The sequence below is a fragment of the Bradyrhizobium canariense genome, from assembly GCF_900105125.1.
GTDB lineage: Bacteria > Pseudomonadota > Alphaproteobacteria > Rhizobiales > Xanthobacteraceae > Bradyrhizobium > Bradyrhizobium canariense_A.
Map to the genome: position 1 here is coordinate 6,407,906 of NZ_LT629750.1, position 26,377 is coordinate 6,434,282.

The following is a 26,377-nucleotide window of genomic DNA, read 5'->3' on the forward strand; positions in this document are numbered from 1 at the left end:
GGCGCTTTGATCGTCAGACCAAATCCCAACCTGAAGAAATGATCTCATAATTTTCGTTTGCGCAAGAGATTTTCATATGTATGATAATTTTGCAGTCAAATTTTCACGCAGGCGGCTACACGGTGGCAGTTCTCGACGCGCTCGCTCCAGCTGAATCTGAAGCGTCCATTCACGAGATTGATGCGTTGTTGGGCAGCCGAATTCGGCGGTTGCGCAAAGCGCGCGAGCTGTCGTTGGCTGAAGTTGCCGCAAGAACGGCCTTCTCAATCGGATTCTTGAGTCAGATCGAGCGCGGGCTTTCGTCTGCTTCGGTGAAAGTTTTGGCAACGCTTGCTGACGCGTTGGGCACCAGTATAGCCAGCCTGTTCGATGAATCCGCCGATGAGGATAAGGACCAGATCGTCGTTCGGATGGCGGACAGGAAAAATCTGCCTTTCGGCCGCACCGGTATTTTCAAGCAGCTTCTGACGCCATCTTCGATCGAGGCGCTGCTGCACCTTTATGTCGTGGTGATTGAGCCGGAAGGATACACCGGAGACGATTCCTACGCGCATGAGGGCGAGGAGGCGGGACTCGTCCTCGAGGGATCGATCGAATTGATTGTCGACGAGCAGCGCTTCACCCTCAACGAAGGTGACAGCTTTCGGTTTTCGAGCAAGCGCCCGCACCGCTTCCGCAGCGTCGGACGACGCAGCGCGCGCGTCATCTGGGTGAATGCGAAGACGGCAAAAGCGCAGGAAACCGGACCGAAAGCGCGAAGGAAGCAGTCATGATGTTTTTTCACGATTGTGAATCGTTGGTAGGAATGTGCTGCCTGCAAACAGGCGGCAGCGATAAAGCGTTGGAGATCAAATGCGCGTTGGCGTCGAAATTGGCGGAACATTCACGGATCTGGTGTCGGTCGGACCAAACGGTGTCAACGTTACGAAAGTACCCAGCGTTCCGATACGGCCGGACGAAGGTGCGTTCGCAGCACTTGCGGTGGCCGGCATTGAACTGGAAACGACGACTGATTTTGTTCACGGATCAACGGTTGCGACGAACGCGGTGCTGGAGCGAAAGGGCGGCAAGCTCGCCTTTCTGGTAACGCAGGGATTTCGCGACATTCTGCTGATCCAGCGCCATGACCGGACGCGGATCTTCGATTTGTTCTACCAAAAGCCGGTGCCGCTCGTGGCCCGCCAGGATTCGTTCGAGATCCCGGAGCGCGTGCTTTCGGACGGTACCATCGAGCGCGCTTTCGACTGCGATGCGCTCACCCCGTCGCTGACGCAATTTCTCGAACGCGGCGGATATGACGCCGTTGCGATCTGCCTCCTCAACGCGTTTGCAAATCCGACTCACGAGACGGCGGTCGCGGCGCTCGTCAAACGTCTCGCTCCCCATATCGAGGTGACCATTTCTTATGACGTGACCCGAGAATTCCGCGAATACGAGCGCGCTTCGACGACGACGATTGCCGCATACGTTCAGCCAGTGATCTCGGCCTATCTGGGGCGGATCGAGGCGAAGCTCGCAGCTCAGAATTTTAAAGGTCATTTCAGCATCATGCAGTCGAACGGCGGCCGCATTCCGGCTGCCGCAATGCGACGGAGTGCCGTGACGGCACTCCTGTCGGGACCAGCCGCCGGGGTTGTCGGTGCGCTTCGGCACGTCGGTCTGTCCGGGTTCAGCGATATAATTACGCTCGATATCGGCGGGACCAGCGCCGACGTCTGTCTGGTGACGGACGGCAAGCCTCAACTTTTACGGGAGAGCAAAATCGGTGGCCTGCCCGTACAGATGCCGATGGTGGACATCGCGACCATTGGCGCAGGTGGCGGCAGTATCGTGTGGATGGATGACGGTGGAATGTTGCGGGTGGGGCCCCGCAGCAGCGGCGCTCATCCCGGTCCTGCTTGCTACGGGCGCGGTGGAAATCTGCCGACCCTGACCGACGCACATGTGATCTGCGGACGACTGAGACCGGATGCACTGCTCGCAGGCTCGATGTCGCTCGATGCGGCAGCTTCGGAGCGGGTCTTTGCACCGCTGGCGTATAAATTGGGCATGTCCGTCGAAGTGCTTGCCGAAAGCGCCATACGCATCGCTACGGCGAATGTCGTCAGCGCAATCCGGGTGGTTTCCACCGAACGCGGGCGTGATCCCAGAGGGTATGCTCTCGTGCCGTTTGGTGGCGCGGGACCGCTGCACGCCGCGGATGTTGCGGATGCGCTGGAATTGGACACGGTCGTGGTTCCACCGAACGCCGGCGTTATCTCGGCCTACGGCCTTCTCGCGGCCGATTACTCAATCAACGAGAGTCAAACGCGTCGAACCCTGATCGACCACAACGCGGCGGATGTGGTGCGTGAAACGGTTCGCGCTCTGATGAAAGAACTCCACGGCCGCGCCGATGCACTCGACCTTTCGGGCACACGGCTGTTCGATATCACGCTTGATATGCGTTTCGTGGGCCAGGCGTTCGAACTGGTGGTGCCGGTTGATCCGACCCAAATCGAGTCGGTTACTTCCGAAAGCCTGTTGGCGGCCTTTATGGCCGAACATCACAAGATCTATCGCCACGGCGCGGGCAGCCGTACGCAGGTGGAGATCGTGTCCTATCGCGCCGGCCTTCACGTCGCGCAGAAGGATATCCCGGCACTTGTGACGGGCGCGCTTCCCGATCGAGGCAAACGCACCGGGGCTGTATTCGAGCAAGGGCGGCGCATCGACGCGACAGTGTTGCCACGCTCTGCTTTCAGTGACGGGAATGCAGTCAACGGTCCGGCCGTCATCGAGGATTACACGACCACTATCTGGATGCCGGCCGGATGGCGAGCAGAAGCCGATGGGCACGACAATCTAGTGATGAGGAAACTGCCATGAGCGTGCGTCAAGCCCGTCGATCTCCTGAAGCTGTCGAGAAGCTCAGTCCGGTAGACTATGCGATCATCAGCCAGGCGCTGATGTCCTCGGCGCGCGAAATGGGCGTCAACCTGTGTCGTTCGGCGTATTCCACGATCGTGCGCGAGGCAAAGGATGCATCGACCGGGCTTCTCGATGCGTCAGGCGCGTCGGTGGCCCAGAGCGACGAACTCATTCCAATTCTCGTTGGCTCGCTGTCGCACACATTCCGGCATTGCGCGGCACAGACCCCCCCGACCGAACTCAAGGAAGGTGATTTCTACATCACCAACCATCCCTACCTCGGTGGCGGACAGCACCTGCAAGACATCTTCGTTTTCATGCCTATCTTTTTCCAGGGCGAACTTGTCGGCTTCAGTGCAGCGGTTGCGCATCATCTGGACATCGGTGGAGGTGCGCCGGGCATCACGACGGCGGCAACGGATTTCTATCAGGAAGGCCTGATTCTCCCTCCCACGAAGTATAATCTGGCGCGTGACTGGAACGGTGGACCGTTCGAGCGCCTGATGACCGCGAACGTCCGCGTTCCCGATCAGACCATCGGTGACATGAACTCTCAATTTGCCGCCTGCGGGACCGGCATCGCACGCGTCCAGGAATTGTGCGCGCGGCACGGCGTGGCGAAGGTACGGGCTGCAATGAGCGAGATGCAGGAGTACGCCGAAAGACGGGTGCGCGCCGTGATCCAATCCATTCCGGACGGCGTGTACGTCGGCGAGGACGCGGTCGATGATGATGGCCTTTCCGATACGCCGCTCCGGGTTCGCGCCACGGTGACCGTTAAAGGAGACGCTATCTCGGTGGACTACAGCGGTACGTGCGATCAGGTCGAAACCAACCTGAATGCGCCGTTCGCTTCAACCATCGGTGCTACGCTGTCGGCCCTCAAGTCTGCGCTCACCACGGATGACGTTCCCTATAACGAAGGCGTGTTCAGGGCGGTTACGATCTCGGCCCCGCTCGGGTCGCTGCTCAATCCACATTCGCCGGCGCCGGTGCGCGCACGCATGGAATCGATCTATCGCGCCTTCGATTGCGTGATCAAGGCATTGGGACAGGCCATCCCGGAACGGATCGCTGCATGCGGCTTCGATACGACCGTCGCAACCTGCCTCAGCAAACTCGACAAGGGGCGTTACCGCGTCTACCTCGAAATTCACAATGGAGGCTGGGGCGGGTCACCTCAGTATGATGGGTGCGACGCTGTCGCCGGACCGTTGTCCAATTGCACCAACGTGCCGGTCGAAGCGCTCGACATGGATTTCGATTTTTTCCGCGTCGAAGGTTATGGCCTGCTGGCGGACACAGGTGGCAGGGGCCGCCATCGCGGTGGTTTGGGCTTTTATCGGTCTTATCGGGTACTCAAAGACGGCGTTAAATTCGCCATTTATGCCGATCGTTTTCGAATTCCACCCTCCGGTCTTGCCGGCGGTGAGGACGGAACGACCGGCAGCTGCGAGATTCAACGCGGTGACGAGCGAATTCAGGTTCGGTCGAAAGATTCCGTCAAGTTGCTCAAGGGCGACCTGCTGGTGCTGAAAACAGGCGGCGGTGGCGGATATGGCCCGATTACCGAGCGTTCCAATGCGGCAATCGCTCGGGATCTGAGTGCAGGTTTCGTGACGGCTTGACGTGCGGCCCTGTCGAGGTTGACCGCTGGGATAAGCACAACAGACGTCGTGAGGCGACCACCTTATTTTCAATGAGAGCCTAAACTGCGGGGCGGAAATGAAACGATCGGAAGTTTTTCACTCAGACTTCAAGCCCGAACCGTTTTGGTGGGAAGCCTATAAACCTGCCGCCGGACCGCAGGTAGACGTCCCGTCGCAGGTTCGCGTCGCTATCGTCGGCGGCGGTTACGCCGGCCTTGCTTGCGCGATCGAATTAGCCGACGCCGGAATTGAAAGTTGTGTGTTCGAAGCGGGCGAGCTTGGCATCGGTGCAAGCACGCGTAACGGCGGTGCGGTGAGTGGGGGCGTTAACATCGGAAAAAGCTTCACGGGTAAATCCGTCGAACTGCCGCCCGACCAGATGCAGGACATGTTGTCTTCTGCTGCCGACGCCTTCGGCCTCGTCGATAATCTGATCAAGCGTGAAAAAATCGAATGCCACTGGCAACACGGTGGTCGGTTCGTTGGGGCGTGGACGCCGAATGATTATGCCACCCTACAGGCAAGCGTCGCCAAGTTGAACGGTGCGGCCAAGTCGGGCAGTTACATGGTCCCACGTGAGCGTCAGCGTGAAGAAATCGGTTCCGACTATTACTACGGCGGCATGGTGGTCGAGCGATCCGCCAACATGCATCCGGCGCTTTATTACAAAGGTCTGCTGGAGGCGGCGCGCCGGCGCGGCGTCACGATCTGCAGCATGACGCCGGTCAGGTCCATTACGCGCAGTGGAAGCGGATGGTCGCTGAAAACCGCGCGCGGTGCCGTCGTCGCAGGCGATGTCGTGATCGCGACCAACGGGTATACCGGTGATGCGACGCCGAAGTTAAAGCGCAGGGTCGTTCCAATCGGAAGCCACATCATTGCCACGGAAGAGTTGCCGCCGGATCTGGCGGCGTCGCTCAGTCCCAAAGGTCGTACGCTCGCCGACACCAAACGCGTGTTGTGCTATTATCGGATGTCACCTGACGGCCGTCGCATGATTTTCGGCGGACGGGCCCGGTTCACAACCGTCTCGCCGGAAGTGAGCGCACCGATCCTGCAGCGCTTCCTCACCGATCGGTTTCCCGAACTCAGGGGTGTCAAGGTGACCCACGCCTGGACGGGCAATGTTGCCTTCACCTTCGATGCGCTGCCGCACACTGGTCTGATGGACGGCATGCATTACGCGCTCGGTTGCAATGGCAGCGGCATTGCCATGATGACCTACCTGGGCACCGAAACTGCTCGTCGGATCTCCGGACGCGCAAACCGGCCTTGCGGTTTCGAGCGCGAGGACTTTCCGGATTTCCCGCTGTACAATGGCAATCCAAATTGGGCTTTGCCGGCTATCGGGGCGTATTATCGGTTTCGCGATGGCTTGAGCCGGTTCCTGGCAAGGGATGCCTAAGAGTATTGCCATTTAAGTCTGTGCCGACGTAGCCGAACGCTATTCGGAAAATCGGGCGAGGATTTTGTTTCGGAGGGGACGGCCAACGCCGGGGATCGACCGGTCAGGCAGTGTCAACTTCAATGTAATCAGGCGGCTCATCCCAATCCATAAGTTCCAGCGCGATAGATTCCCTGGCCTGTTTAAAACATTGTTGACGATGGCCAGCGGATCGAAATCTGAACGTGGAAACGGACAGAGCGGGGTGCGTTGGCCGCGCTCATCAGCTTTCGATCGAGGAGCAATTGGGGAGGCCCGGGAGGACATCCGCTCGCTGGTTGGCGAGGTGGTGATAACCCCCGGCTACAAGCGGGGTGAGAGCCACGCCATCCTACGCGGCGAGTTGATGGCTATTCTCGATCTTGCCGCCGGCCGTCGAAGGTCTCCCAAGCCGGAAGTTATAACAAACGCGCTTGCGTGTCCCGAAACCACCGATACCGACACTCCCGTAACGAAAGCCGCGGGAGTTCCGCGTTTCCGGGTCTTTCAGTGGCTTGTGCTTCGATCCAACCGAGGATCGTGCCCAATTCGCCATGCAATATAGCGTCAATTTCGCCCGGTCGACTTGTCCAGAATAGCTGGCTCAGAGCCGATGGCAAACAGCGCGACGGACGATTAGAGGCCATTGCCCCGAGCCGTTCCGACAGTGAGTCGTGCATTGATATATTGATTATGGCACCTTTTCGTAGACGACGCGACCGCCCACCATTGTCTTCAACACGACGATGTCCTTGATATTCTCTTCATCGATCGTGAGGAGGTCGTCCGAGAGGATTGCAAGGTCAGCCAGCTTGCCAACCTCGATCGAGCCGGTCTTATGCTCCGAGAACGAATACCAGGATGCCGAACTCGTATAGAGGCGCAGCGCTTCCTCGCGGCTGATGGCCTGCGCGGGACCGTACACCGTACCGCTGATGTCCTTGCGTGTGATGCTGATGGACATGTTGATGAATGGGTTGAGTGGGTTGATTGGATAATCGGTGCCCTGCGCCACCGCATTCAGTCCCATGTGATCGATCATGTCGCGCGCCGGGATGGCGCGGTCCGCCGTTTCCTTGCCGAGGAAGCGTGCGATGGTCGAGGCCTTGTCCCAGAGGAAAGCGCTCTGCGTATCGACGCGCACGCCAAGGCTCTTGGCGCGGTCCATCTGATCGGGCTGCATCAGGCTGCCATGAATGACGATAAATCGGCGGTCGCGGATCGAGCGCTCCTTGTCGGCCAGCGCATAGGCGTCGAGCACCTTGTCGATCGCGCCGTCGCCGACGGCATGGATGCCGACGCGCCAGCCGTAGCGATTGGCGATCGACACCAGTCGATTGAGGCGTTCCTGACCGATAACCACCGTGCCGTGATAGCCGGGCTGGTCCGGATAGCTCTCGCGCATGTCGGCGGTCCGCAGCGTCATGCCGCCATCGACCTGCATCTTCAGGCCGGAATAGCTCAGCCAGTCGTCGCCAAAATCGGAAAATACGCCGATTTTCGCAAGGAAGGCTTCCCATTCGTCCTCCGACATTGTCGGATTGAGACCGCCAGTTGGCGCGAACATCGCGCTGATGCGCAGTGTCGCCATGCCATTGCGTGCGATGATCTGATGCACGCGCATATCGAACGGATTCACTCGCGCGCTGATCGCACTCGTGATTCCGAAGCTGTTGAAATACGCCATGGCTTCTTGAATTTGGCTGATCCGAACCGTTTCCGGCCAGGCCGGCAGCAGCTTCTTGACCAGGTCTTCCGCGTTTTCCTCGAGCACCCCGTTGGGCTCGCCGGCAGCATCATGGTGAATTTCGCCACCATCGGGATTGGGCGTATTTCGATCGATGCCGGCGAGCTTCAGCGCAAGACTGTTCGTCAACGTAAAATGGCCGACCGGCAGACACACCGGATGATCCGGCGCCGCTTCGTCGAGCTCGGAGCGATGGACGAAACGCTTCTCCTCCAGTTGCGATGGCGGATGCCACATTCGGCCGCGGATCCATTCGCCTGCCGGCGTGCGGGCTGCCATCGCAGACACTTGTTCCTGCACTTCGGGAATCGAGGTCACACCGTCGAACGAGACGGTATATTTGAGCAGGCCGGCGGCTTCGACATGCGCATGGGTGTCGATCAGCCCGGGAACAATGGTTTTTCCGCCGGCATCAATCACGACCGTCTCGGGACCACTCCAGCTTCGTATGTCGGCTTCGCCTCCGACCGCAATGAACTTGCCGTCGCGGATGGCAACGGCCTGTGCAAACGAAAAGGCGGCATCCACCGTGATGACGTGAGCGTTGACGATAATCGTGTCGGCGGGGGATCGCATCGCGGCGTTGCCTAAGCCACCGGTCCCCTGAGTGTATTTGTTCATTGTGATCTCTTTTTTACGCCGGAGCCGAGGGGCGGGCGCCGCTGCCCTCGTTACAAGTTTTGTCGATTGATATGTGGGAGAAGGTAGCCGGCGTAACCGCGCTCAGTGGATCAGCGGACAGCCACCCTGGTCGATCGGCCGGAACGCGTCCTCCGCCGAAATCGTTCGCACCAGCTTGTAATAGTCGTAACGGCCTTTGGATTCCTCTGGCGTTTTTACTTCGAACACGAACATGGGGTGGATCGCGCGTCCGTCCTTGCGGACCTTGACCTTGCCGAACAGGGGATCGTCGATCTCCGCGCTCTCCATTTGCGCCACTACCTTGTCGCCCTCGATGGTCTGCGCTGCCTGCACCGCACGCAGATAGGCGAGGGTCGCGGAATAGGTGGCCGAGTGATTGATCGTCGGCATGCGTCCGTTCATGCGCTCGGCGAAGCGCTTGCTCCAGGCGCGGGTGCTGTCGTTGAGGTCCCAATAGAACGCCTCGCTGAGCAACAGGCCCTGCGCGGCCTTGAGCCCAAGCGAATCGATGTCCACGATCTGCATGAAAAGGGCTGCCAGTCTCTTGTCCTTGCCCAAAATCTGGAACTCGGCGATCTGCTTGATCGCGTTGATGGCGTCGGCGCCGGTGTCGCCGAGCGCGATCACATCGGCACCGGATGCCTGCGCCTGCAGGAGGTAGGAGCTGAAATCGGCGGTGCCGAGTGGATGCGACACCGATCCCAAAATCTTGCCGCCCTGCTTCTCGACCGCTTCCGTCGTGTCGCGCTGAAGCGCCTTGCCGAGCGCGTAATCGAAACTGACGAAGTACCAGGACTTGCCGCCGCGCTCGGTAATGGCGCGGCCCATGGCGTTGCCGAGTGCCCAGGTGTCGAGCGCCCATTGCACTGTTGTCGGCTGGCAGAACTTGCCGGTCAGATCAGACGTCGCCGAGCCGGACGCGAGCATCGTCCGGTTCTTGTCCTTCATGATGGTGTTGACCGCGAGTGCAACGCCTGAATTCGGCAGATCGACCACTGCGTCGACGGCCTCCTGATCGACCCAGCGGCGCGCGATGGCGGCGCCGACATCGGGCTTGTTCTGATGATCCGCCGACAGAATCTCGACCTTGAGGCCTTTCGATTCCTTGGCGAAATCTTCCGCCGCCATCTGAGCGGCAACCAGCGAGCCCTTGCCCGCCTGATCCGAAAACGGGCCCGAGAAGTCGCTGAGGACGCCGATCTTGACGGTGGCTGGCACCTGCGCCACGGCAGCGCCGATCATCGAGAGGCACAGAAGAACACATCCGATTGGCAGGCCATGACGCATCTAACGGACTCCGTCCCAGGCGAGTGGGCGCGTCACGCTCACATCGGCGATTGAGAAATTTCTAAATATTTGATTTTTTATGTTGTAATATACATTGTATGACGTTTCCTTGTGATGTCAAACGAACCGGATTGACGCCAATGACCCTGATACTGGCGTGCGGGAACTACGATCGCACGCGCCGGCTAATCGATGGAGAGATCGGCATCGAAGGTCATGGCCTCGATGTGCAGACCTTGCCACCGGAAACGATGTTCGCGCGCGCTTTCAACGACCTTGCGTTTGACATCAGCGAGTTGTCGTTCAGCACATATTTGATGCACGTTGCGCGAGGAACGTGCGGCTACGCCGGAATTCCGGTTTTTCCATCGCGAGCCTTTCGTCATTCCGCGATCTATGTGCGTGCCGACGGCGGCGTGGAGACCCCGGAGGATCTCAGCGGGCGCGTGGTCGGCGTGCGCAATTATCTCAATACGGCGGCGCTCGTGGTGCGCGGCTTGTTGTCCGACGTTTACGGCGTTGCCGCGAGCGACATCAGCTGGCGCATCGGTGACGTCGACGATGTCGAGCGCGACACCATTGCGGTTCCTGACGTGTTGGGAGACACGGACATAAGGGCTGTGCCGCGCGGCGCGACGTTGTCGTCGATGCTTGTCGCCGGCGAGATCGACGCGATCGTGCACTACCATCCGCCACATGGCTTCGGTCCCGCTCCGGCACCGATCAAGCGCCTGTTCGCTGACTCATCGGCCGCCGAGCAAAGATATTTCGCCGACACCGGTGTATTTCCAATCATGCATCTCGTCGGGGTTCGCAGAACGCTTTTGCGGGATCAGCCATCGCTGGCATCGAAAGTCTACGATGCTTTTGAGCGCGCGAGGAATGTATCGGAAAACCCGAGGGAACAAGAAACCGCCTGTGATCGCTGGGCTAATGGCGTTGCTCGCAACCGCGCTGCGCTGGAAATGCTGAGCCGCTATGCGTTCGAGCAGGGCATCACGGAACGTCAGCTTCGGCTGGACGAGCTGTTCGTTCCCGATCTGATGCAGACATGATTGCAACAGGACGTAAGATAGTTGAACATGCCGGCTGCGAAAGCGGTGCTCGACGCGTGAACTTGCCGGGTATCGGCGAGCGAAGCGCGCGCGATCGCTGCGTCTGATCAGACAGGCCGCCATGTTTTGCTTGTGCTGCAATCCGTCCAGCTCCTTCTCGGCTTCCGGCTTCTTCGCTGAAGGGCTGACGGACACCGTGCCTGATGTCACGAGCGCATTGCAGCGCCGGGCAGCGTATGAACGGCGTAAGGCCTATTCTCGTGCGCCGGTTATTCACCCCGCCCAGAGCGAGTTCATCGTCCGTAACGTGCAAGCGTTGACGATGGACGCGGATATCGGCGCGCTGCCGCGCGCCGATATCCATGTCCGTGACGGCGAGATCGTCAATATCGGCCAAGCGCTGCAAGCCTCGGCGATGCTCGAGATCGACGGCAACAGGTTCGTTGCTCTGCCGGGCCTCATCGCCGATCATCGCCATCCCGCCATCGATGCGCTGGCGGACGAGGGCGGCTGCGACGTGGCGGGCGCCGATGCGGAAGACATTTACCGCATCGTGCGGCTGGCGATGCTCGACCTGATGTCGTCAGGCATCACTAGCGTGTATCACTGTGCGCACAAAATTGGCGCCGACCGCGCCGAGACGGCGATGCTGGCGCAGATCGACTCCGGGCTGCGTGGCTGCTTCAGCTATCCGTCGTCCGCCGCGGACAAGCAACGCGAAGTCCTGACCGAGCTGAGCGAACGTTGGTCGGCGGAACGTAGCGACTATCGCCTTGAGATCGGGCTCCCTCCCGAGGACGGCGACGGAATAGTTTGTCCGGCAGGCGAACCGGTCGCGTCCGGTTTGGTGCCGGAATCGCAAGAGGCCGATCTCGCGGGTTGTACCATAGGCGCGGCGCTGCGGCTCAAGCTTGATCCGCGGGTCGGATCCCTGTCGCCGGGCAAACGCGCCGATTTCATTCTGGTCGATCCCAACATCGCGGCGCGCGGACACGCCACAGCGGCGCGGGCGCTGGTGTCCGCTCGCGACATCAACGCGGCAAATGTGGTGCTGGTCTGCATCGATGGGCGCATCCGCAAACGCAACGGCGTGGTCGTTGAGCCCAACGAGGGCTTAATCCGTAAGGAAGGGCAGGAGGCCATCGCCCATCTTCGCAATCCAGCAACGCAGCAATCGAATCGGAGTTAGTCATTCGTGTTGAAAGTCGGCGACGTCGTTATTTCCCAGATCGAAGAGAGTGTGCAGCCGAGTTTCGTCCCGCTCGAATTGCTGCCGGATTGCAATGGAGATGCACTGGCCAAGCACATGCACTGGATGGATCCACTGCATTATGACGTGGCCGCGGGCAAGTTTCGCACCTCGGTCCGGTCATATCTTGTCAAGACCGGTCGTCATACGGTGCTGATCGATGCCTGCGGAGGTAACCACAAGAACCGGCCTTATTTCCCGCGCTTTCACCAGCGCGATCACGCCTGGCTTGAACGCCTTGCCGCGGCTGGTGTGGCGCCAGAGCAGATCGACTTCGTGATGTGCACCCATTTGCACGCCGATCATGTCGGCTGGAATACAGTGCTTAAGGATGGCCGCTGGCGACCGACATTCCCAAACGCGAAATACATTGCGCATCGTCATGAACTCGACCGCTGGAATCCTGAGCACGCGTCGTATCGATTCTCTCCCCACAACGAATTCACCTGGGAGGATTCGATCCTGCCGGTGATCGAGGCCGGCCAGTCGGTCGCCGTCGACGACGGCTATACGCTCGACGACATGCTGACGGTCGAGCCCGCCCCCGGTCACACGCTGGCGCACACCGCCATCCGGTTGCGTTCACAGGGAAAGCGTGCGGTGTTTTCCGGCGACGTCATGCACGTTCCGCTGCAGATTCACTATCCGCGTTGGGGTACGAGCCTCGATGACGATCCGCAGCTAGGCGTGCAATCGCGGCTGCATTTGCTCGAGTCCTGCGCCGAACACCGCACCCTCGTCCTGCCGACGCATTTTGTCCCGGGCACAGGCTGCTTCATAACCCGTACCAGCGAGGGCTTTGCGTTCGAATGGAATCGCGACCCGCTGCTACCGAGCTAGTCTCTTTGTTTGAGCATGATCTTTTTCGGAAAACCGGTTCCCACTTTTCCGGACCATGCTCTAGTCGTCGCGAAGCTGACCGCAGCCGCCGAAAGCACTGCGGTGCAACAAGCGCGGGCACAACGACTAATTTTTCGTGGGATATTGCCCGCAATAGCGGCAGGCGCGGCGCGACAGCCTCGCCGGATAATCCTATACATTTGACGAAATATGACTAAAATTATACAAAGCGTATGATTTTATGAAGCTGAAAATGAAGGGCATTGCGTTCTCTATGCGTACCGGAACATGCGATGACACATAGAGGCGGGACGGCCGACTGCATCTTGCTTGGAGATGTGTTGCCGTTGGACGCGGCAAATTCGCAGGCTGATGCCGTTGCAATTGCCGATGGCCGCATTCTCTTTGCCAGCCGCCGCGACGACGTCATGCAGCTGCGCGGGAACAGTACCCGCATTCATGATTTCGGCGCCAGCACCATCATTCCCGGTTTCAACGATACCCACGCGCATTCGGACAGTCTGGGATTGAAGACCATCCGCCCCTCGCTGCAGGGCGCGCGATCCATCAAGGACGTCCTCGATCGCATCCGTGCGCTCGTTGCCGGGACGCCTCAAGGCGAATGGGTAGTGACGATGCCGATTGGCGAGCCGCCTTATTACTGGGAGGCGGACAAATCGCTTGCCGAGGGCCGGCTCCCCGACCGGCACGATCTCGATAGCGTTGCACCCGATCATCCGGTCTACATCACGAGTCCGAGCGGCTTTTGGGGCGAGCCGCCGTGCTTCATGATTTTGAACAGTCTTGGGCTGAAACTGAACGGAATCGACAGGACCACCAAGCCGCGCGTCGACGGCGTCGAGATTCTCCTCGATGCGTCTGGCGAGCCGACCGGCATCATTGTCGAGCGCAATTACATGCGCATGGCGGAGCCGGATCTCCTTCCGGCGACGCCGCGGTTCAGGCTCGAGGATCGCATCGAAGGCCTGCGCCGCTCATTGCCGATGTATCACGAGAAGGGGACGACCAGCGTCTACGAGGGACACGGTTGCGCGCCTGATGTCGTGGCGTCGTTCCGCGAGCTGTGGGAGCGCAAGGAACTGTCGCTGCGCAGCGGCCTGGTTCTCAGCCCGGCATGGCTTGGGACATCGGAAGCGGAATACGCGATGCGCCACTGGATGCCATGGGCGCGAGGCCAGGGCTTCGGTGACGAAATGCTGAAGATCTCCGGCGTATTTGTCGGCTATGGCGGCAATCTACAGTTCAATGATCTGCTCAGAAAGAATATGGGCGATATCGGCTGGGGCGGTGGTTTGCCGAATGTCAATTCGCCGGCCGATTACGAAGAGATCTGCATGCTGGCGGCCAAATATGATTTGCGCCTGCATACGCTGGCGTCCGACAAACTGCATGAGGTCGTTCCCATCCTCGAGCGCGTCGCCAGGCATTATCCGATCGGACAGCGACGCTGGGTCATCGAGCACATCAGCAAGGCGAGCCCGCGGGATCTCCAGGCGATCAAGGCGATGGGCGTCGCCGTCACGCTTATTCCAGCCCATTATCTCTGGAAGGTGGCTAGGCCATTTGCTGACCTCGATGAACAACAGCTCGATCTGTTGTCGCCGGCCAAGGCTCTTGTCGAACTGGGCGTACCAGTGTCCGCCGCTACCGATGCGGTGCCGAACGATCCGCTATTCTGTATGTGGACGATGATCGCGCGCAAGGATCGCAGAACCGGCCGCGTAATGGGACCAGGCGGCTCGGTGTCGAACGAAACAGCGTTACGGCTTCTGACCGTGAATGGCTCATGGCTGACCTTTGAAGAGGACCGCAAGGGGCCGCTGCTGCCGGGGTATTACGCCGACCTTGCCGTGCTGTCGGGCAATCCGCTAACCGCAACGACCGAGGGTCTGCTCGATATCAGTTGCACCGCGACCATGGTTGGCGGACGCTGGGTGTATGGCGCGCCATCTTGATACGTTTTCAATGGAAACGAGCTCTCACGTCGGAGATGACGAATGGATAGTCTGAAGACATTAAGCGCCGTGATTGCAGTCGCCGTTACGAGTATCCTTGCAACATGGCATAGCGCCGACGCAGCCGACAAGATCTACAAGATCGGCGCGCCGTTGCCGCTTACCGGCGCCCTGTCGCCGGAAGGCCTGCGAATGAAGTCGGGATACGATCTATGGGCGAAAACCCAGAACGAGGCCGGCGGTATCAAGGCTGGCGACGACACCTACAAAGTCGAAATCACCTATTCCGACTATCAGTCCAATACGCCTCGCGCCGTGCAGTCGGCGGAATTGATGATCACCGAGGGCAAGGTCGATGCGCTCTTCGCCCCGTTCGGGTCGGGCGCCACCAAGGCTGTCAGCGCCGTGAGCGAGAAATACGGCGTACCGATGATCGCGGCTCAGGCGGCGTCCGCCCAGGTCTATGATCAAGGTTTCAAATACCTGTTCGGCATGTACACACCGAACAGTACTGTGGTCCAGCCGCTGGTCGATCTGGTGCAGGCGACGAACCCGACCGTGAAGAAGGTCGCCGTGCTGGCTCGCAACGACCTGTTCCCGCTGGCGATCGCCGAGGAATTTTCGACCTACGCCAAGAGCAAGGGTCTCGAAATCGTATCCGATCAGAAGTTTCCGATCGGTAGCGTCGATTTCGGCTCGGCGCTGACGCAGATCCGCGCCGCGCAGCCGGACTGGATTTACGCGACGGGCTACGTCAACGACATGATCCTGATCCGCAAGCAGATGCAGGAGCAGGGCGTCAAGACGCAGTTGATCACGATGCTGGTCGGCCCGAGCACGCCTGAATTCATCGAAAATACCGGCAAGCTCGCGGAGAACGTCGTTACTTCCACCTGGTGGGACGTCGCAGCCAAGTTCAACGGCGAGGACGTGTTCGGCTCGGCGGAGAATTTCGAACAACTGTTCCGCAAGACTTACAACAACATCTATCCCGACTATTCGGTTGCCTCGGCCGCTGCCTGCGGCGCAGTGCTCGCAATCGCTGTTAACAAGGCGGGCTCAGTCGACAAAGCGAAGGTCCGCGATCAACTGGCGGCGATGGATACAGACACGTTCTACGGCCACATCAAATTCGGTCCGACCGGTCAGATTTCGTCGTTGAAGCCGCCGGCGATCCAGGTCCAGGGCGGCAAGCCTGTCGTGGTTCTTCCGCCTGATATCAAGCAAAGCGACTTGCGTTTCGACAAGAAGTAAGTCGGGGTCGATGCGACAACGCTCCGATCGCGAAGGATCGCCGCCGGTATCGGCACCGTCCTTCGCAGCTGGATAACCTCCTCAAAACGAGCCGCAGCCTATGATCTTTTTCCAATATCTCGCAAACGGCCTCATTCTTGGCGGGCTCTATGCATGCATCGCGGCCGGCTTCTCGCTCGTCTGGGGCGTGCTGAGCATCATCAATCTGCTGCACGGCTCCTTCATCGTGTTGGGCGCCTATATCGCGTTGTTCTCCTACAATCTGCTGGGCATTCATCCCTTCGTCTCGGTCATCACAGCGGCGATCGCGCTCGGCGCGCTCGGCTATGTGGCCCAGCTCTTCATCATCAATCGTGTCGTTGCTCAGTCGGTGCTGGTGACGCTGATCCTCACCTTTGGGCTCGAATTGATGATGAACAATGCGATGCTGGTAGGGTTTTCCGCCAATTACCGCAAAGTGATCCTCGAACACTCGCTTGGCGTCGCCGAGATCGGCAATGTCTTCATCCCGCTCGATCGGGCGCTGTCGGCGGTCCTCGCCTTTCTGCTGATCCTTGTACTCTGGCTGTGCCTGCGGTTGACCTCGATCGGCCGCGCGATCGTCGCCGTGCGGTTCGATCGCGACGCCGCCTTGCTAATGGGCATCGACGTCAAGCAGACTTACGCCATTACGTTTGCGCTGGGCGCCGCGCTTGCCGGCGCCGCGGGTAGCCTGCTCAGCGTCTCATTTCCTGTGTCGCCATTGTCAGGACCGCTGTTCCTCAGCAAGGCCTTCGTTATCTGCATCCTGGGCGGCGTTGGCAGCGTTCCCGGTGCGGCACTCGGCGGATTGATCTTTGGTCTTCTTGAAAGCTTCGGCGCGATTGCGTTCGGATCGGAATATGCCCTGACATTGGCGTTTGTTGTGCTGATCATTTTGCTTTTGGTTCGCCCGCATGGGCTTCTCGGTGTGAAGGGCTACTGATGTCCCGTCTGCAGCTCGCGATTGCCATCGTCATTGCGCTCGCCGTTCTGGCGATGCCGCTTCTCGGCAACAACTACTTTCTCCGACTTGCGACCATCATGCTGATGTATGCGACATTGGCGATGGCGTGGAATTTCATTGGCGGCTTTGCGGGCTATCCGTCGTTCGGACTGGCGGCCTTCTTCGGGCTTGGCGCCTATGCCGGGGCGGTGCTGCAATCGAGAGGCCTGCCGATCCCGCTGGCCTGGATATTCGCGGCTATCGTTGGCACGCTATTCGCGTTGCTGCTCGGTGCGATCTTGCTCAGGTTGCGCGGCCACGCCTTCGCGATCGCGACTCTGGTTGTGACCGAAGTGTTGCGCGAGTTGACGAATGGCTGGACCAGCGTGACCGGCGGCGGCATGGGCCTAAATCTGCCGTTTTTTGGCTGGAGCCCGTCGGCATTGGCCCAATTCTTCTTCTACGCGATGTTTGCCCTAGCGGCGGTGACCTTCGCGGCGACCTATATTGTCGCCCATAGCCGGTTCGGCTTCGGGCTGACCTGTATCAGGCAGAACGAGGATGCTGCCAATATCGTCGGCATCAACACCACCCGCTACAAGATCTACGCATTCTCGTTGTCGGGGGGCTTCGCCGCCATCGCTGGAGCGATCTACGCCTCCTGGACTGGCTATATCGAGCCGACCGATGTCTATGACGTGCTGTTCTCGATCAAGCCTATCTTGATGACGCTGCTCGGCGGCATGGGCACTTTGTTCGGGCCGATCATCGGAGCCGTCGCGTTTCTCGTGCTCGACGAGGTGGTGTGGCGCAACCTGCTCGAATTGCATACCGGCGTCCTTGGCCTGTTGATCGTAATCCTCATACTATTCCTGCCGGCCGGGCTGTCGTCCTTCAACCTGCGGAATTACTGGCGCAAGGCGGCCACGGCATGAGCGCGCTTCTCGAACTCAGGAATGTGAGCCGTTCATTTGGCGGCATTCACGCCATTCGTAACGTGTCGCTGACGCTTCAACCTGGTCAAATCGTCGGCCTGATCGGACCGAACGGTGCAGGCAAGAGCACGCTCGTAAACATCATCACCGGCGTTCATCCCGCCACGTCAGGTACGATCGTACACAAGGGTGAACGGATCGATCGGCTGAAGCCATTTCAGATTTCGGCACGGGGTATCGCGCGGACGTTTCAGGTGGTTCAGCCGTTTCCGAGCATGACGGTCATCCAGAACGTGATGGCAGGCGCGATGTTTGCCGCCAACATCCGCTCCATGGACGAGGCCCGCAGTGTCGCGATGGAGCATCTCACATTCACCGGTCTCGCCGCGATGGCTGACCGGCCAGCCGAGCAGCTAACGCTGGCGAACCGCAAGCGGCTGGAGTTGGCCAAGAGCCTGGCGATGAACCCGCACATTTTGATGCTCGACGAGGTCAATGCCGGCCTCAACACGTCCGAAGTCGAGCAAGCGCTCGATCTGATCCGCGCCATCGCGGCGCGTGGCATCTCGATCGTCATCATCGAGCATCTGCTCAAGGTGGTGACCGGCCTGTGCAGCCGCATCATCGTTCTTCATCACGGTGAGCTGATCGCCGACGATCCGGCCGCCGATGTCATCAAGGATCCGCGCGTGATTGAGGCGTATCTCGGCTCGAAATTCGCCCAACGGCAGATGGTGCGGCATGGTTGATCCGCTGCTCAGCGTCAAAAACCTGATGTCGGGTTACGGCGACATCCAGATCCTTTGGGGTGTCGACTTTCATATCAATGAAGGCGAGGCGGTCTGCCTCGTCGGGGCAAACGGCGCCGGCAAGAGCACACTGCTGCGTACACTGTCCGGATTGCTGCGCGTGCGCTCCGGGCAGATCGCGTTCATGGGCCAAGATCTGACCAACCGGTCGCCCAGGCAGGTTCTTTCCCACGGGATCGTTCACGTCCCGGAAGGCCGTCGGCTATTTGGGCCGATGAGCGTGCTCGATAATCTCCTGACCGGCGCCTATCTGCGCACCGACCGTGCCAATATTCGCCACGACCTCGAGCGCATGCTCGATCTGTTTCCGATTCTTGCCGAGCGTCGTCACCAGGCTGCCGGCACGCTGTCGGGCGGTGAGCAGCAGATGTGCGCGATTGCGCGCGGCATCATGAGCAAACCGAAATTGCTGATGATCGATGAGTTATCGCTTGGGCTGGCGCCAAAGATGGTCGATCATCTCGGCGAGGCGCTGCAAAAGGTCAAGCGGGAAGGGCTTTCGCTGCTGCTCGTGGAGCAGGACGTCGCCACGGCGTTCGAATTGACGGGGCGGGGGATTGTGCTCGATTCCGGCCGAGTCAGCCTGATCGGGCCGACGGAAGAACTCTCGATCAATCCGATGGTGCAGCAGGCCTATATGGGCATCGCCTGAATGAAGAGGCCGGACGAGCTTCAACCGGTCCGGCCCGATACCTGTCAGTCGAACATGGCGACGCAATCGATCTCGACATTGACGCCCTTGCGGTGGGGCGTACCACCGACGCAGGTGCGCGTGACGCGCTCGTGCTCGAAATAGGTGCGGAACACTTCGTTAAAGTGCGGGAAGTCAGCGACGTCGCGCAGGATCACGCGCATATTGACGACGTTGGCGAGCGTCGCGCCGCCGGCATCGAGAACGCTCAGCAGATTGTCGAGCGTGCGGCGGGTCTGAACTTCGATGTCGCCTTCGACAACGGTCTTGGTCGCCGGATCGAGCGGCCCTTGTCCCGACACGAACAGCATGTTGCCGAAGCGAATGGCCTGCGCGATCGGCGGTGGCTTCTGCAGGTCGGTAAAGCCGGTCGTCGGCGCAGCGGCTGATGTCACGTATGTCTTGGGCAATTCGTCGTCCTTTCGTTTCGGCGGTCTGGGGTCGGCCGACGATCGGATATCGATCGGCGGCAGCCAAATTCGTGGCTAGGACGTCTTGGCCGCCTCTGCGAGCGCGTTCGGCATCACATTGCCACACTTCTTGCATGTGCGGGCGTCTTCGTTGTCGAAGAAATTCTTGTAGGCCTGCGACACCGGATCAGCGCGATAGTCGCTGACGACGAAGGTCTCCTCGTGGAGAAAATTGTCGCACTTCGGGCAAAACCACTGGAACTTGTCGATCTCCCCTTCGTGACGCTGGCGTTCGACGATCAGGGCGAAAGCGTCCGGCGGGAAGCGCGGCGAATGCGGCGTGTTCGGTGGCATCCAGTTGGTCGATCCCTCCGGAATGACCGCGATCTCTTCCTTGCCCTCCGGGGTGCGATAATGCAGGTTCATCGTGCCCTTGATCATGTAGGTCACTTCGTCGCTGCCGTTGATATGGAATTCGCTGCGATATTCACGGCCGCGGGCGACGAAGGCCAGCGATCCGGGCTCTTGCCACAGGACCTTGACGCGCTTGCCGGTCTCGGCGAGCTCTTTGGCGATCTCCTGGAGTTCCAGGACCGGGAGTTGTTTCATGGCCGTCTCCTTTGCACAGGGGTGCCGACTAACGCGGTGGTTCGAAATCGGCTTCACGCGACGCTACGCCGCTTTGTGCCGCGGTTCAAATTGACGCCGCCGTTCGGCTGCGCCTCAGAGTTTGACGCAGACGTTGCGCAGTTCGGTATAGAATTCCATCGAGTGAACACCGCCTTCGCGTCCGATGCCGGACTGCTTTGAGCCGCCGAACGGGGTGCGAAGATCACGAAGGAACCACGAGTTCACCCAGGTGATGCCGACTTCGATTTGCGCGGCGACGCGGTGCGCCCGTGTCAGGTTCTCGGTCCAGATCGACGTCGCCAATCCGTACGGGCTGTCGTTGGAGAGCGCGATAGCTTCCTCCTCGCTGTCGAACGGCGTGATGTGGCAGCACGGTCCGAAGATCTCGTCGCGGATTACCGAGGAGGTTTCGGGGAGCCCGGTCCATATTGTCGGCTGCACGAACGAACCGCCGTGAAATCTTGCATCGAGTGACGGCACGGCGCCGCCGAGCACGACATTGGCGCCCTCGGCCTTGGCCTTGTCGTAGAATGACAGCACCTTCTTGCGGTGTTCCTGGCTGATCAGCGGTCCCATCGTGGTCGCCCTGTCAAACGGATCACCCATGCGCAGGTTCGCCGCGGCCGATTTCAGGCGATCGACGAACGTATCGAACAAGGTCCGCTCGACATAGACGCGTTCGGTGCCGAGGCAGACCTGGCCGCAATTGGCAAACACCGAGCGCATCGTGCCTTCGATCGCCTTGTCGAGATTGCAATCCGCGAACACCACGGCGGCGTTCTTGCCGCCGAGCTCGAGCGAGACGGGGCGCACGTGATTGGCCGCGGCCGTCATGATCGCGCGGCCGGTGGAGGTTTCCCCGGTGAAGGTGATGCCGTCCACGCCGGGATGCTGGGTCAGGAATTCGCCGGTGCTGCCGGGTCCGAAACCGTGCACGACGTTATAAACCCCGGGAGGCACGCCGGCCTCGTTCATGATCTCGCCGAGCAGTGTCGCGGTCGTCGGCGTCTCCTCGGACGGTTTCACCACGACGGTGTTGCCGCAGGCAAGCGCCGGCGCAACCTTCCACGTCATGAGCAGGAGCGGCAGATTCCACGGGCACACCACGGCGATGACGCCACGCGGAACGCGGATGGCGTAATTCAGCGCGCCCGCGCCATCGGGCGTCGCCATCCGAAAACTTTCCGTCGACAGCGTGAGCACTTGATCGGCGAATACGTTGAAATTGGCGGCTCCGCGCGGGATGTCGATATGCGAGGCCAGGGACACGGGCTTGCCGGTATCGAGAATCTCGGCCTTCAAGAACTCATCGAAGCGGCGCATGATGCCATCGGCAACCTTGCGCAGGATCGCAGAGCGTTCCTGTTCGCTCATACGGCCCCATGGACCCCTGAGCGCGCGTTGCGCCGCTTTGACCGCATCGTCGACCATCGCCGCATCGGCCTCCGCAACGAGATTGACCAACTCTCCGGTGGCCGGATTGCGATTCTCGAAGGTTGATTTGCCGGAGGCGACAAAACGGCCGTCGATGAAGTTGCGCAGGGGCGAGGCGGCGGCCTCGGTCTTCGTTGCTGTCAGTGCCATTTTTCAACTCTGGTAGGAAATTTTCAAAGACGCGGGGATCGCTGCTCAGCCGTCCGTTGCCGCGATCCGTTCGCCGCACGAGGCGGCTTGCAGTCGCTCGGGCAGGGTGGCTGCGTTTCAGGTGGTGAAATCATAATCAGCCCGTTTCATAAAATCTATTGATTTCATAAATACCATCGTGATCTAATAAAAGCTAGGCCGACGGAATGGGTCGGGCCGCGTCACCATCCACTTCTGCCCAGGCAAAGTTGCTCGAATGACCCATCCCGACACCGTCCTTTATCGCGGCCGGATCTACACGGTCGACGCCCGCGACACGGTGGCCGAAGCGGTCGCGATCCAAAATGGCCAGATTGTTGCGGTCGGTTCGTCGCAAGACATCCTTGCCCTTGCTGGTGCCGGCACGCGCCGGGTCGATCTCGAAGGCCGCGCGGTTATTCCCGGTTTCGTCGATGGCCATCCGCACATGGACGGCGTCGGCATTCGCTTTCTCAAGCCATCATTCGATGGTGTCAGGTCGATCGAGGAGGTGCTCGACGTCGTGCGCCGCGAGGTCGGCCAGCGCAAACCGGGTGAATGGATCATCTGCAATCCGGTCGCCAGCGAGCCGGAATTCTTTGCGTTTCCCGGCGTTTTGCGCGAAGGCCGCTGGCCCAATCGCTACGACCTCGACAGGGTATCGCCGGACAACCCTGTCTTCATCGAGCCATCGGGACTGGTCGCGCCGGGCATCGGCATCGCCAACAGTGCGGCGATCAAAATCGCGGGCATCACGGCATCGACCGAAACGCCTTCAGGCGTCGAGATCGACAAGGACAGCGCTGGTGAGCCGACTGGCATCTTTCGCGATTTTAATTTCCCGAAGATCATGCCTGACACCTACGGCACGATCCGCGGCAAGCGGGCGCTGTTTCCCATGATCCCGCCCATGGATCAGGACTACATGAACCGCGCCGTCGAGGCCGGCATGCACGCGTTCAATCGTGCCGGCGTCACCGCGATCTACGAAGGTCATGGCATCCCGCAGCCTCAGCAAAGGGCCTATACCGAGCTGTGGCAGCGCGGCAAGCTCTCTGTGCGTACCTATTTCGTGGTGGCGTTTCCGCAGCCTTATTTTCTCAACGTCGAGCAGGGCCAGGCCCTGATTGACGAGACAGCGCTCTACGCCGCAGGCCAAGGCTTCGGCGACGACCTGCTCCGTTTCGGCGGTCTCGGCTATTCCTTCGACAGCGCCACCGCGATCGGCGCGTGCCTGATGCGTGAACCCTATGTCGGTGCTCGCGGCTACGCCTGGACCGGCGTCCAGCATACGCCGGACGAGGCGTTTCTCGATGGCCTGTTCCGGGCGGCGCGCGCCAATCTGCGCGTCCAGGTGCAATGCGCCGGCGGGGGCGCCATCGACAAGGTGTTGTCGATGTTCGAGACCATCAACCGGGAGATCCCGATCCTGGGCAAGCGCTGGGCGATCGAGCACTGCCAGTTTCCCAGCACCGAGAATATGGCATCTTGCCGCCGTCTCGGCGTGGTCGCGACGACGACGACCAACTTCCTGTGGAACTACGACACGGTCTATCTGCGTTGCTTCGGCGAAGAGATGTCTGCCAATTCGGTTCCGCTTCGCGACTGGATCGACGCTGGCGTCATGATCGCGCAATCGACCGACGGCCGGCCGTTCGATCCGCTGTTTACGTTCTGGCAGAGCCTGGCCCGCAAAGGTGGCGTGACCGGCCATGTGTTCGGCCTGCCGCATCAGAAGATCACGCGGGCCGAGGCGCTCCGCCTGATGACCTGGAATGCGGCCTATGCCGCATTCTGGGAGCATCGCATCGGTTCGCTCGAGGTCGGTAAGCTTGCCGATCTCGCGATCCTGTCCGAAGACATCATGACGATCGACGAGGACCGTATTCCCGAGGCTAAGGTGATAACCACGCTGCTTGCCGGAAAACCGGTGCATGACATCGGCCTGTTCGGCAGCTGAAGGTTGCTCAGAGCCACCGGCACGAGAGGCGCGCGTTCGAGCGCGAGGGAAAGACAGGGAATGAAAGACTGGAGTATCTGGACGTTTCAGTACGCCGAAGGCCGGCTGCCGCTCGATTTCGTGCGCGGCACCCCGGTGGCAAGCAATCAAGGCCATATTGAAGTGCCGATGATCTTCTCGCTGCTGCAATCGAACGACGGTGAGCGTGTCCTGGTCGATACGGGCTTCAGCTCCGGTACCTCGATGACCGGTCCAGGCTTCAAGGATTTCGTGCGCAGCGACGAGGTGCTGCGGCGTCACGGCATCGACGCCGCCGGGATAGATACGCTGGTGCTGACTCATCTGCATTTCGATCATGCCGGAAATCTCGACGCTTTTCCCAACGCGCGCATCTTCGTGCAGCGCTACGAGTATGAAAGCTGGAAGAAAGTGCTTGCGGAATATGGTCGGGACGGGGTGACCAAGGACCGCTGGGTGTTCTCCTCGCTCGACGCCAACAATTTCGACTCACTGGACGCTGCAATTGCGCAAGGGCGCGTCACGCTTCTCGACGGCGACCATGTCTTGCGCAAAGGCGTGACATGCCGCCTGGCCAAGGACACGCATAGCTTCGGAATCCAGTGGCTCGAGGTCGAGACCAGCGTGGGCACCTACGCGCTCGCCGGCGATGTCTGCTATTCCTACTTCAGCGTTGAGCGGATGTGGCCGCCGGGCTATCTGCAGGGCAACGTCTGGAACCTGCTGCGCGAGATGGAGCGGGTCAAGAAAGTGGCGGGCGACGATCTGGCGCGGATGCTGCCCGGCCATGACATCGAGATTTTCACGCGTCATCCGTCTGGAAAATCGCACGACGTGCGCGTCGCGGAACTTCATCTCGCCGCCAGCCACCAGAGCCTGCTGGGATAGGTTCCGCTGCATCGGCGGTTCAGTGATGTGAGGTGACGCACATCGAACTGTCACCGGGCTTTACAGACGCCGCTGGCTACAAATCCGGTTAATAACCGTTTCGAGTCTTCCCCAATGCAACACGGCCGTAATCGAAGTTGCGGCCGTTGCTTTTTGCGGATCGGAAAGCAGAGGCCGGTGGTAAATCCGCCTTGCTCAATGCCACTTACTTGACGGCCTCCCACTTGCCGTCCTTGGCGACCAGCACCGTCGGCTTGAGCTGTGCGTCGCCGTCGGCGTCGAAGGACATCGGACCGGTGATGCCCGACAAGTCTTTCACATGCGCCAGACAATCCCTGATGCGCTCGCGGTCGGCAGCCAGATCTTCCGGCTTGTTGGTCACGCCCGACTTCTCGATGCAGTTCTTTGCAAGGAAGATCGTGTCGTACATCAGCGCTGCCGTGTTGCCGGGCGCCACCTTGGCGCGGTTCTGATATTCGGTTGCCCAGGCGTGTACTTTCGGATCCGGATCATCCGGCCAGAACGGATTTACCACGGTGGTGCCGTCGCCGGCCTTGCCGGAGATGTCGAGGAAGCGTGTCTCGGACATGCCGAGCGCGCCGACGATTGGCTGCGCCATGCCCTGTTTTCGGATTTCGCGGACGATATTGCCGCCTTCGTTATAAAGACCGGCGATCAGGATGCCCTCGGGATTGAGACCCTTGGCCTTGGTGACTTGCGCGGAATAGTCGATGTCGCCGGTCTGATAGGAAATATTGTCGAGAACGTTGACGCCCTTTTCCTTGAATTCGGCCGGGAACACCACCGTGCCGTCGACCTTGGTGAAGGCGTCCTTCACGTCGGTGAGGATCACCACCGATTTCACCGGGTTGCGCTTCAGCCAGGTATCAAGCAGGAAGCCGTTCATCTGGTCCGACGACAGTGCGTTACGGAAGGCCCACGGCCGGTTCTTTCCGGCGATGCCGGGCTTGGCCGACGACGCGGTGATGATCGGGATCTTGCCCTGCACGGCGATAGGGAATGCGACTTCGCACTCGGCGCTGAAGAATGGGCCGATGATTGCCAGCACCTTGTCGTTGAAGATCAGTTTGCGGGTGAGGGTGATCGCTTCAGCATTTTCACCGCGCGTATCATAGACGACGGCCTCGACCTTTTCGCCCTTGATGCCGGTTTTCTGGAGTTCTTCGAGCGCCATTTTCATGGCGATCTCCTGGTGCTGGCCGTACGAAGCGCCCTTGCCGGACAGCGGCATCAGCACGCCAATCTTGACGTCGGCGAACGCAGGGCGAACCGCGCCGTAGCCGAGCGTCACCGCGGCCAGCAAAGCCGCTCGATGGATCCACATCCGCCTTGATTTCTCAGCCTTCCGGGTGTCCATCGAAACTCCTTATCAAAGATAAAAAGTATATTATGAGAGCAATAATTTATTACAACGCCA

General features: G+C 60.1%; 21 protein-coding genes. 15 read left to right on the forward strand and 6 right to left on the reverse strand.

What is annotated here, in order from left to right; translation table 11 throughout:
• Positions 1-80 precede the first annotated feature (80 nt).
• The 4 genes from BLV09_RS38525 (at position 81) to BLV09_RS30325 (ending at position 5,964) form a co-directional block, all read left to right on the forward strand.
• Positions 81-773, forward strand: coding sequence for a helix-turn-helix domain-containing protein (locus BLV09_RS38525; protein WP_146690005.1), 693 nt, complete (start codon positions 81-83; stop codon positions 771-773).
• Between the two features lie 79 nt (positions 774-852).
• Positions 853-2,868 (forward strand): hydantoinase/oxoprolinase family protein, encoded by a 2,016-nt coding sequence (locus BLV09_RS30315; RefSeq protein ID WP_146690006.1) that lies wholly within the window; start codon positions 853-855, stop codon positions 2,866-2,868.
• Positions 2,865-4,538: a hydantoinase B/oxoprolinase family protein gene (locus tag BLV09_RS30320; RefSeq protein ID WP_146690007.1), complete on the forward strand. Its 1,674-nt coding sequence runs from the start codon at positions 2,865-2,867 to the stop codon at positions 4,536-4,538. Before BLV09_RS30315 ends, BLV09_RS30320 begins: the two co-directional genes overlap by 4 nt.
• A 97-nt stretch (positions 4,539-4,635) precedes the next feature.
• Positions 4,636-5,964: an NAD(P)/FAD-dependent oxidoreductase gene (locus BLV09_RS30325; RefSeq protein WP_146690008.1), complete on the forward strand. Its 1,329-nt coding sequence runs from the start codon at positions 4,636-4,638 to the stop codon at positions 5,962-5,964.
• Positions 5,965-6,673: 709 nt separating this feature from the next.
• On the opposite strand, the gene BLV09_RS30330 is transcribed toward BLV09_RS30325, so the two are convergent.
• Positions 6,674-8,350 (reverse strand): amidohydrolase, encoded by a 1,677-nt coding sequence (locus BLV09_RS30330; protein ID WP_244548852.1) that lies wholly within the window; start codon positions 8,348-8,350, stop codon positions 6,674-6,676.
• Between the two features lie 102 nt (positions 8,351-8,452).
• The gene (locus BLV09_RS30335) at positions 8,453-9,658 is read right to left on the reverse strand and encodes an ABC transporter substrate-binding protein (RefSeq protein ID WP_146690009.1); all 1,206 of its coding nucleotides are present in this window, start codon (positions 9,656-9,658) and stop codon (positions 8,453-8,455) included.
• A 140-nt stretch (positions 9,659-9,798) separates the two neighbouring features.
• Here BLV09_RS30335 and BLV09_RS30340 point away from each other — a divergent pair, with 140 nt between their 5' ends.
• The 9 genes from BLV09_RS30340 to BLV09_RS30380 all read left to right on the forward strand — a co-directional run bounded on the left by BLV09_RS30340 (position 9,799) and on the right by BLV09_RS30380 (position 19,392).
• Positions 9,799-10,713 (forward strand): ABC transporter substrate-binding protein, encoded by a 915-nt coding sequence (locus BLV09_RS30340; protein ID WP_146690010.1) that lies wholly within the window; start codon positions 9,799-9,801, stop codon positions 10,711-10,713.
• A 415-nt stretch (positions 10,714-11,128) separates the two neighbouring features.
• Complete coding sequence (locus tag BLV09_RS30345) at positions 11,129-11,902, forward strand: amidohydrolase family protein (RefSeq protein WP_167558926.1); 774 nt, start codon at positions 11,129-11,131, stop codon at positions 11,900-11,902.
• A gap of 6 nt (positions 11,903-11,908) precedes the next feature.
• The gene (locus BLV09_RS30350) at positions 11,909-12,802 is read left to right on the forward strand and encodes an MBL fold metallo-hydrolase (RefSeq protein WP_146690012.1); all 894 of its coding nucleotides are present in this window, start codon (positions 11,909-11,911) and stop codon (positions 12,800-12,802) included.
• Between the two features lie 293 nt (positions 12,803-13,095).
• Positions 13,096-14,778 (forward strand): amidohydrolase, encoded by a 1,683-nt coding sequence (locus BLV09_RS30355; RefSeq protein ID WP_146690013.1) that lies wholly within the window; start codon positions 13,096-13,098, stop codon positions 14,776-14,778.
• 42 nt (positions 14,779-14,820) lie between these two features.
• Positions 14,821-16,032, forward strand: coding sequence for an amino acid ABC transporter substrate-binding protein (locus BLV09_RS30360; RefSeq protein WP_146690014.1), 1,212 nt, complete (start codon positions 14,821-14,823; stop codon positions 16,030-16,032).
• 100 nt (positions 16,033-16,132) lie between these two features.
• Positions 16,133-16,996, forward strand: coding sequence for a branched-chain amino acid ABC transporter permease (locus BLV09_RS30365; RefSeq protein WP_146690015.1), 864 nt, complete (start codon positions 16,133-16,135; stop codon positions 16,994-16,996).
• Positions 16,996-17,931 carry a branched-chain amino acid ABC transporter permease gene (locus BLV09_RS30370; RefSeq protein ID WP_146690016.1) on the forward strand — a complete coding sequence of 312 codons (936 nt, stop codon included), beginning with the start codon at positions 16,996-16,998 and terminating at the stop codon, positions 17,929-17,931. Before BLV09_RS30365 ends, BLV09_RS30370 begins: the two co-directional genes overlap by 1 nt.
• Positions 17,928-18,680, forward strand: coding sequence for an ABC transporter ATP-binding protein (locus tag BLV09_RS30375; RefSeq protein ID WP_146690017.1), 753 nt, complete (start codon positions 17,928-17,930; stop codon positions 18,678-18,680). The genes BLV09_RS30370 and BLV09_RS30375 overlap by 4 nt, the downstream gene beginning before the upstream one ends.
• Positions 18,673-19,392, forward strand: a complete 720-nt coding sequence (locus BLV09_RS30380) for an ABC transporter ATP-binding protein (RefSeq protein ID WP_146690018.1) — start codon at positions 18,673-18,675, stop codon at positions 19,390-19,392. The genes BLV09_RS30375 and BLV09_RS30380 overlap by 8 nt, the downstream gene beginning before the upstream one ends.
• 44 nt (positions 19,393-19,436) lie before the next feature.
• Here the strand turns inward: BLV09_RS30380 and BLV09_RS30385 are convergent, their stop codons facing one another.
• From BLV09_RS30385 to BLV09_RS30395, 3 genes are all read right to left on the reverse strand, one after another.
• On the reverse strand, positions 19,437-19,841 hold the full coding sequence (locus BLV09_RS30385) for a RidA family protein (protein ID WP_146690019.1): 405 nt from the start codon (positions 19,839-19,841) through the stop codon (positions 19,437-19,439).
• A gap of 75 nt (positions 19,842-19,916) precedes the next feature.
• Positions 19,917-20,450, reverse strand: coding sequence for a 3-hydroxyanthranilate 3,4-dioxygenase (locus tag BLV09_RS30390; protein WP_100385929.1), 534 nt, complete (start codon positions 20,448-20,450; stop codon positions 19,917-19,919).
• A 114-nt stretch (positions 20,451-20,564) separates the two neighbouring features.
• Complete coding sequence (locus BLV09_RS30395; protein WP_146690020.1) at positions 20,565-22,055, reverse strand: 2-hydroxymuconic semialdehyde dehydrogenase; 1,491 nt, start codon at positions 22,053-22,055, stop codon at positions 20,565-20,567.
• A gap of 256 nt (positions 22,056-22,311) precedes the next feature.
• Between BLV09_RS30395 and BLV09_RS30400 the strand changes: the two genes are divergently transcribed.
• Positions 22,312-24,033, forward strand: coding sequence for an amidohydrolase (locus tag BLV09_RS30400; protein WP_146690021.1), 1,722 nt, complete (start codon positions 22,312-22,314; stop codon positions 24,031-24,033).
• 60 nt (positions 24,034-24,093) lie between these two features.
• Positions 24,094-24,939, forward strand: a complete 846-nt coding sequence (locus BLV09_RS30405) for an N-acyl homoserine lactonase family protein (RefSeq protein ID WP_146690022.1) — start codon at positions 24,094-24,096, stop codon at positions 24,937-24,939.
• 205 nt (positions 24,940-25,144) lie between these two features.
• Here the strand turns inward: BLV09_RS30405 and BLV09_RS30410 are convergent, their stop codons facing one another.
• A complete protein-coding gene (locus BLV09_RS30410; RefSeq protein ID WP_146690023.1) occupies positions 25,145-26,317 on the reverse strand; it encodes an ABC transporter substrate-binding protein in 1,173 nt (390 codons plus the stop codon).
• Positions 26,318-26,377 lie beyond the last annotated feature (60 nt).

Excerpts from the sequence above, each read along its gene's own strand:
- BLV09_RS30320 (WP_146690007.1), top strand. The coding sequence starts at position 2,865 with ATGAGCGTGCGTCAAGCCCGTCGATCTCCTGAAGCTGTCGAGAAGCTC.
- BLV09_RS30360 (WP_146690014.1), top strand. The coding sequence starts at position 14,821 with ATGGATAGTCTGAAGACATTAAGCGCCGTGATTGCAGTCGCCGTTACG.
- BLV09_RS30400 (WP_146690021.1), top strand. The coding sequence starts at position 22,312 with ATGACCCATCCCGACACCGTCCTTTATCGCGGCCGGATCTACACGGTC.
- BLV09_RS30335 (WP_146690009.1), bottom strand. The coding sequence starts at position 9,658 with ATGCGTCATGGCCTGCCAATCGGATGTGTTCTTCTGTGCCTCTCGATG.
- BLV09_RS30340 (WP_146690010.1), top strand. The coding sequence starts at position 9,799 with ATGACCCTGATACTGGCGTGCGGGAACTACGATCGCACGCGCCGGCTA.
- BLV09_RS30405 (WP_146690022.1), top strand. The coding sequence starts at position 24,094 with ATGAAAGACTGGAGTATCTGGACGTTTCAGTACGCCGAAGGCCGGCTG.
- BLV09_RS30365 (WP_146690015.1), top strand. The coding sequence starts at position 16,133 with ATGATCTTTTTCCAATATCTCGCAAACGGCCTCATTCTTGGCGGGCTC.
- BLV09_RS30410 (WP_146690023.1), bottom strand. The coding sequence starts at position 26,317 with ATGGACACCCGGAAGGCTGAGAAATCAAGGCGGATGTGGATCCATCGA.
- BLV09_RS30315 (WP_146690006.1), top strand. The coding sequence starts at position 853 with ATGCGCGTTGGCGTCGAAATTGGCGGAACATTCACGGATCTGGTGTCG.
- BLV09_RS30355 (WP_146690013.1), top strand. The coding sequence starts at position 13,096 with ATGACACATAGAGGCGGGACGGCCGACTGCATCTTGCTTGGAGATGTG.
- BLV09_RS30375 (WP_146690017.1), top strand. The coding sequence starts at position 17,928 with ATGAGCGCGCTTCTCGAACTCAGGAATGTGAGCCGTTCATTTGGCGGC.
- BLV09_RS30325 (WP_146690008.1), top strand. The coding sequence starts at position 4,636 with ATGAAACGATCGGAAGTTTTTCACTCAGACTTCAAGCCCGAACCGTTT.
- BLV09_RS30380 (WP_146690018.1), top strand. The coding sequence starts at position 18,673 with ATGGTTGATCCGCTGCTCAGCGTCAAAAACCTGATGTCGGGTTACGGC.
- BLV09_RS30370 (WP_146690016.1), top strand. The coding sequence starts at position 16,996 with ATGTCCCGTCTGCAGCTCGCGATTGCCATCGTCATTGCGCTCGCCGTT.
- BLV09_RS30390 (WP_100385929.1), bottom strand. The coding sequence starts at position 20,450 with ATGAAACAACTCCCGGTCCTGGAACTCCAGGAGATCGCCAAAGAGCTC.
- BLV09_RS38525 (WP_146690005.1), top strand. The coding sequence starts at position 81 with ATGATAATTTTGCAGTCAAATTTTCACGCAGGCGGCTACACGGTGGCA.
- BLV09_RS30345 (WP_167558926.1), top strand. The coding sequence starts at position 11,129 with ATGCTCGAGATCGACGGCAACAGGTTCGTTGCTCTGCCGGGCCTCATC.
- BLV09_RS30395 (WP_146690020.1), bottom strand. The coding sequence starts at position 22,055 with ATGGCACTGACAGCAACGAAGACCGAGGCCGCCGCCTCGCCCCTGCGC.
- BLV09_RS30330 (WP_244548852.1), bottom strand. The coding sequence starts at position 8,350 with ATGAACAAATACACTCAGGGGACCGGTGGCTTAGGCAACGCCGCGATG.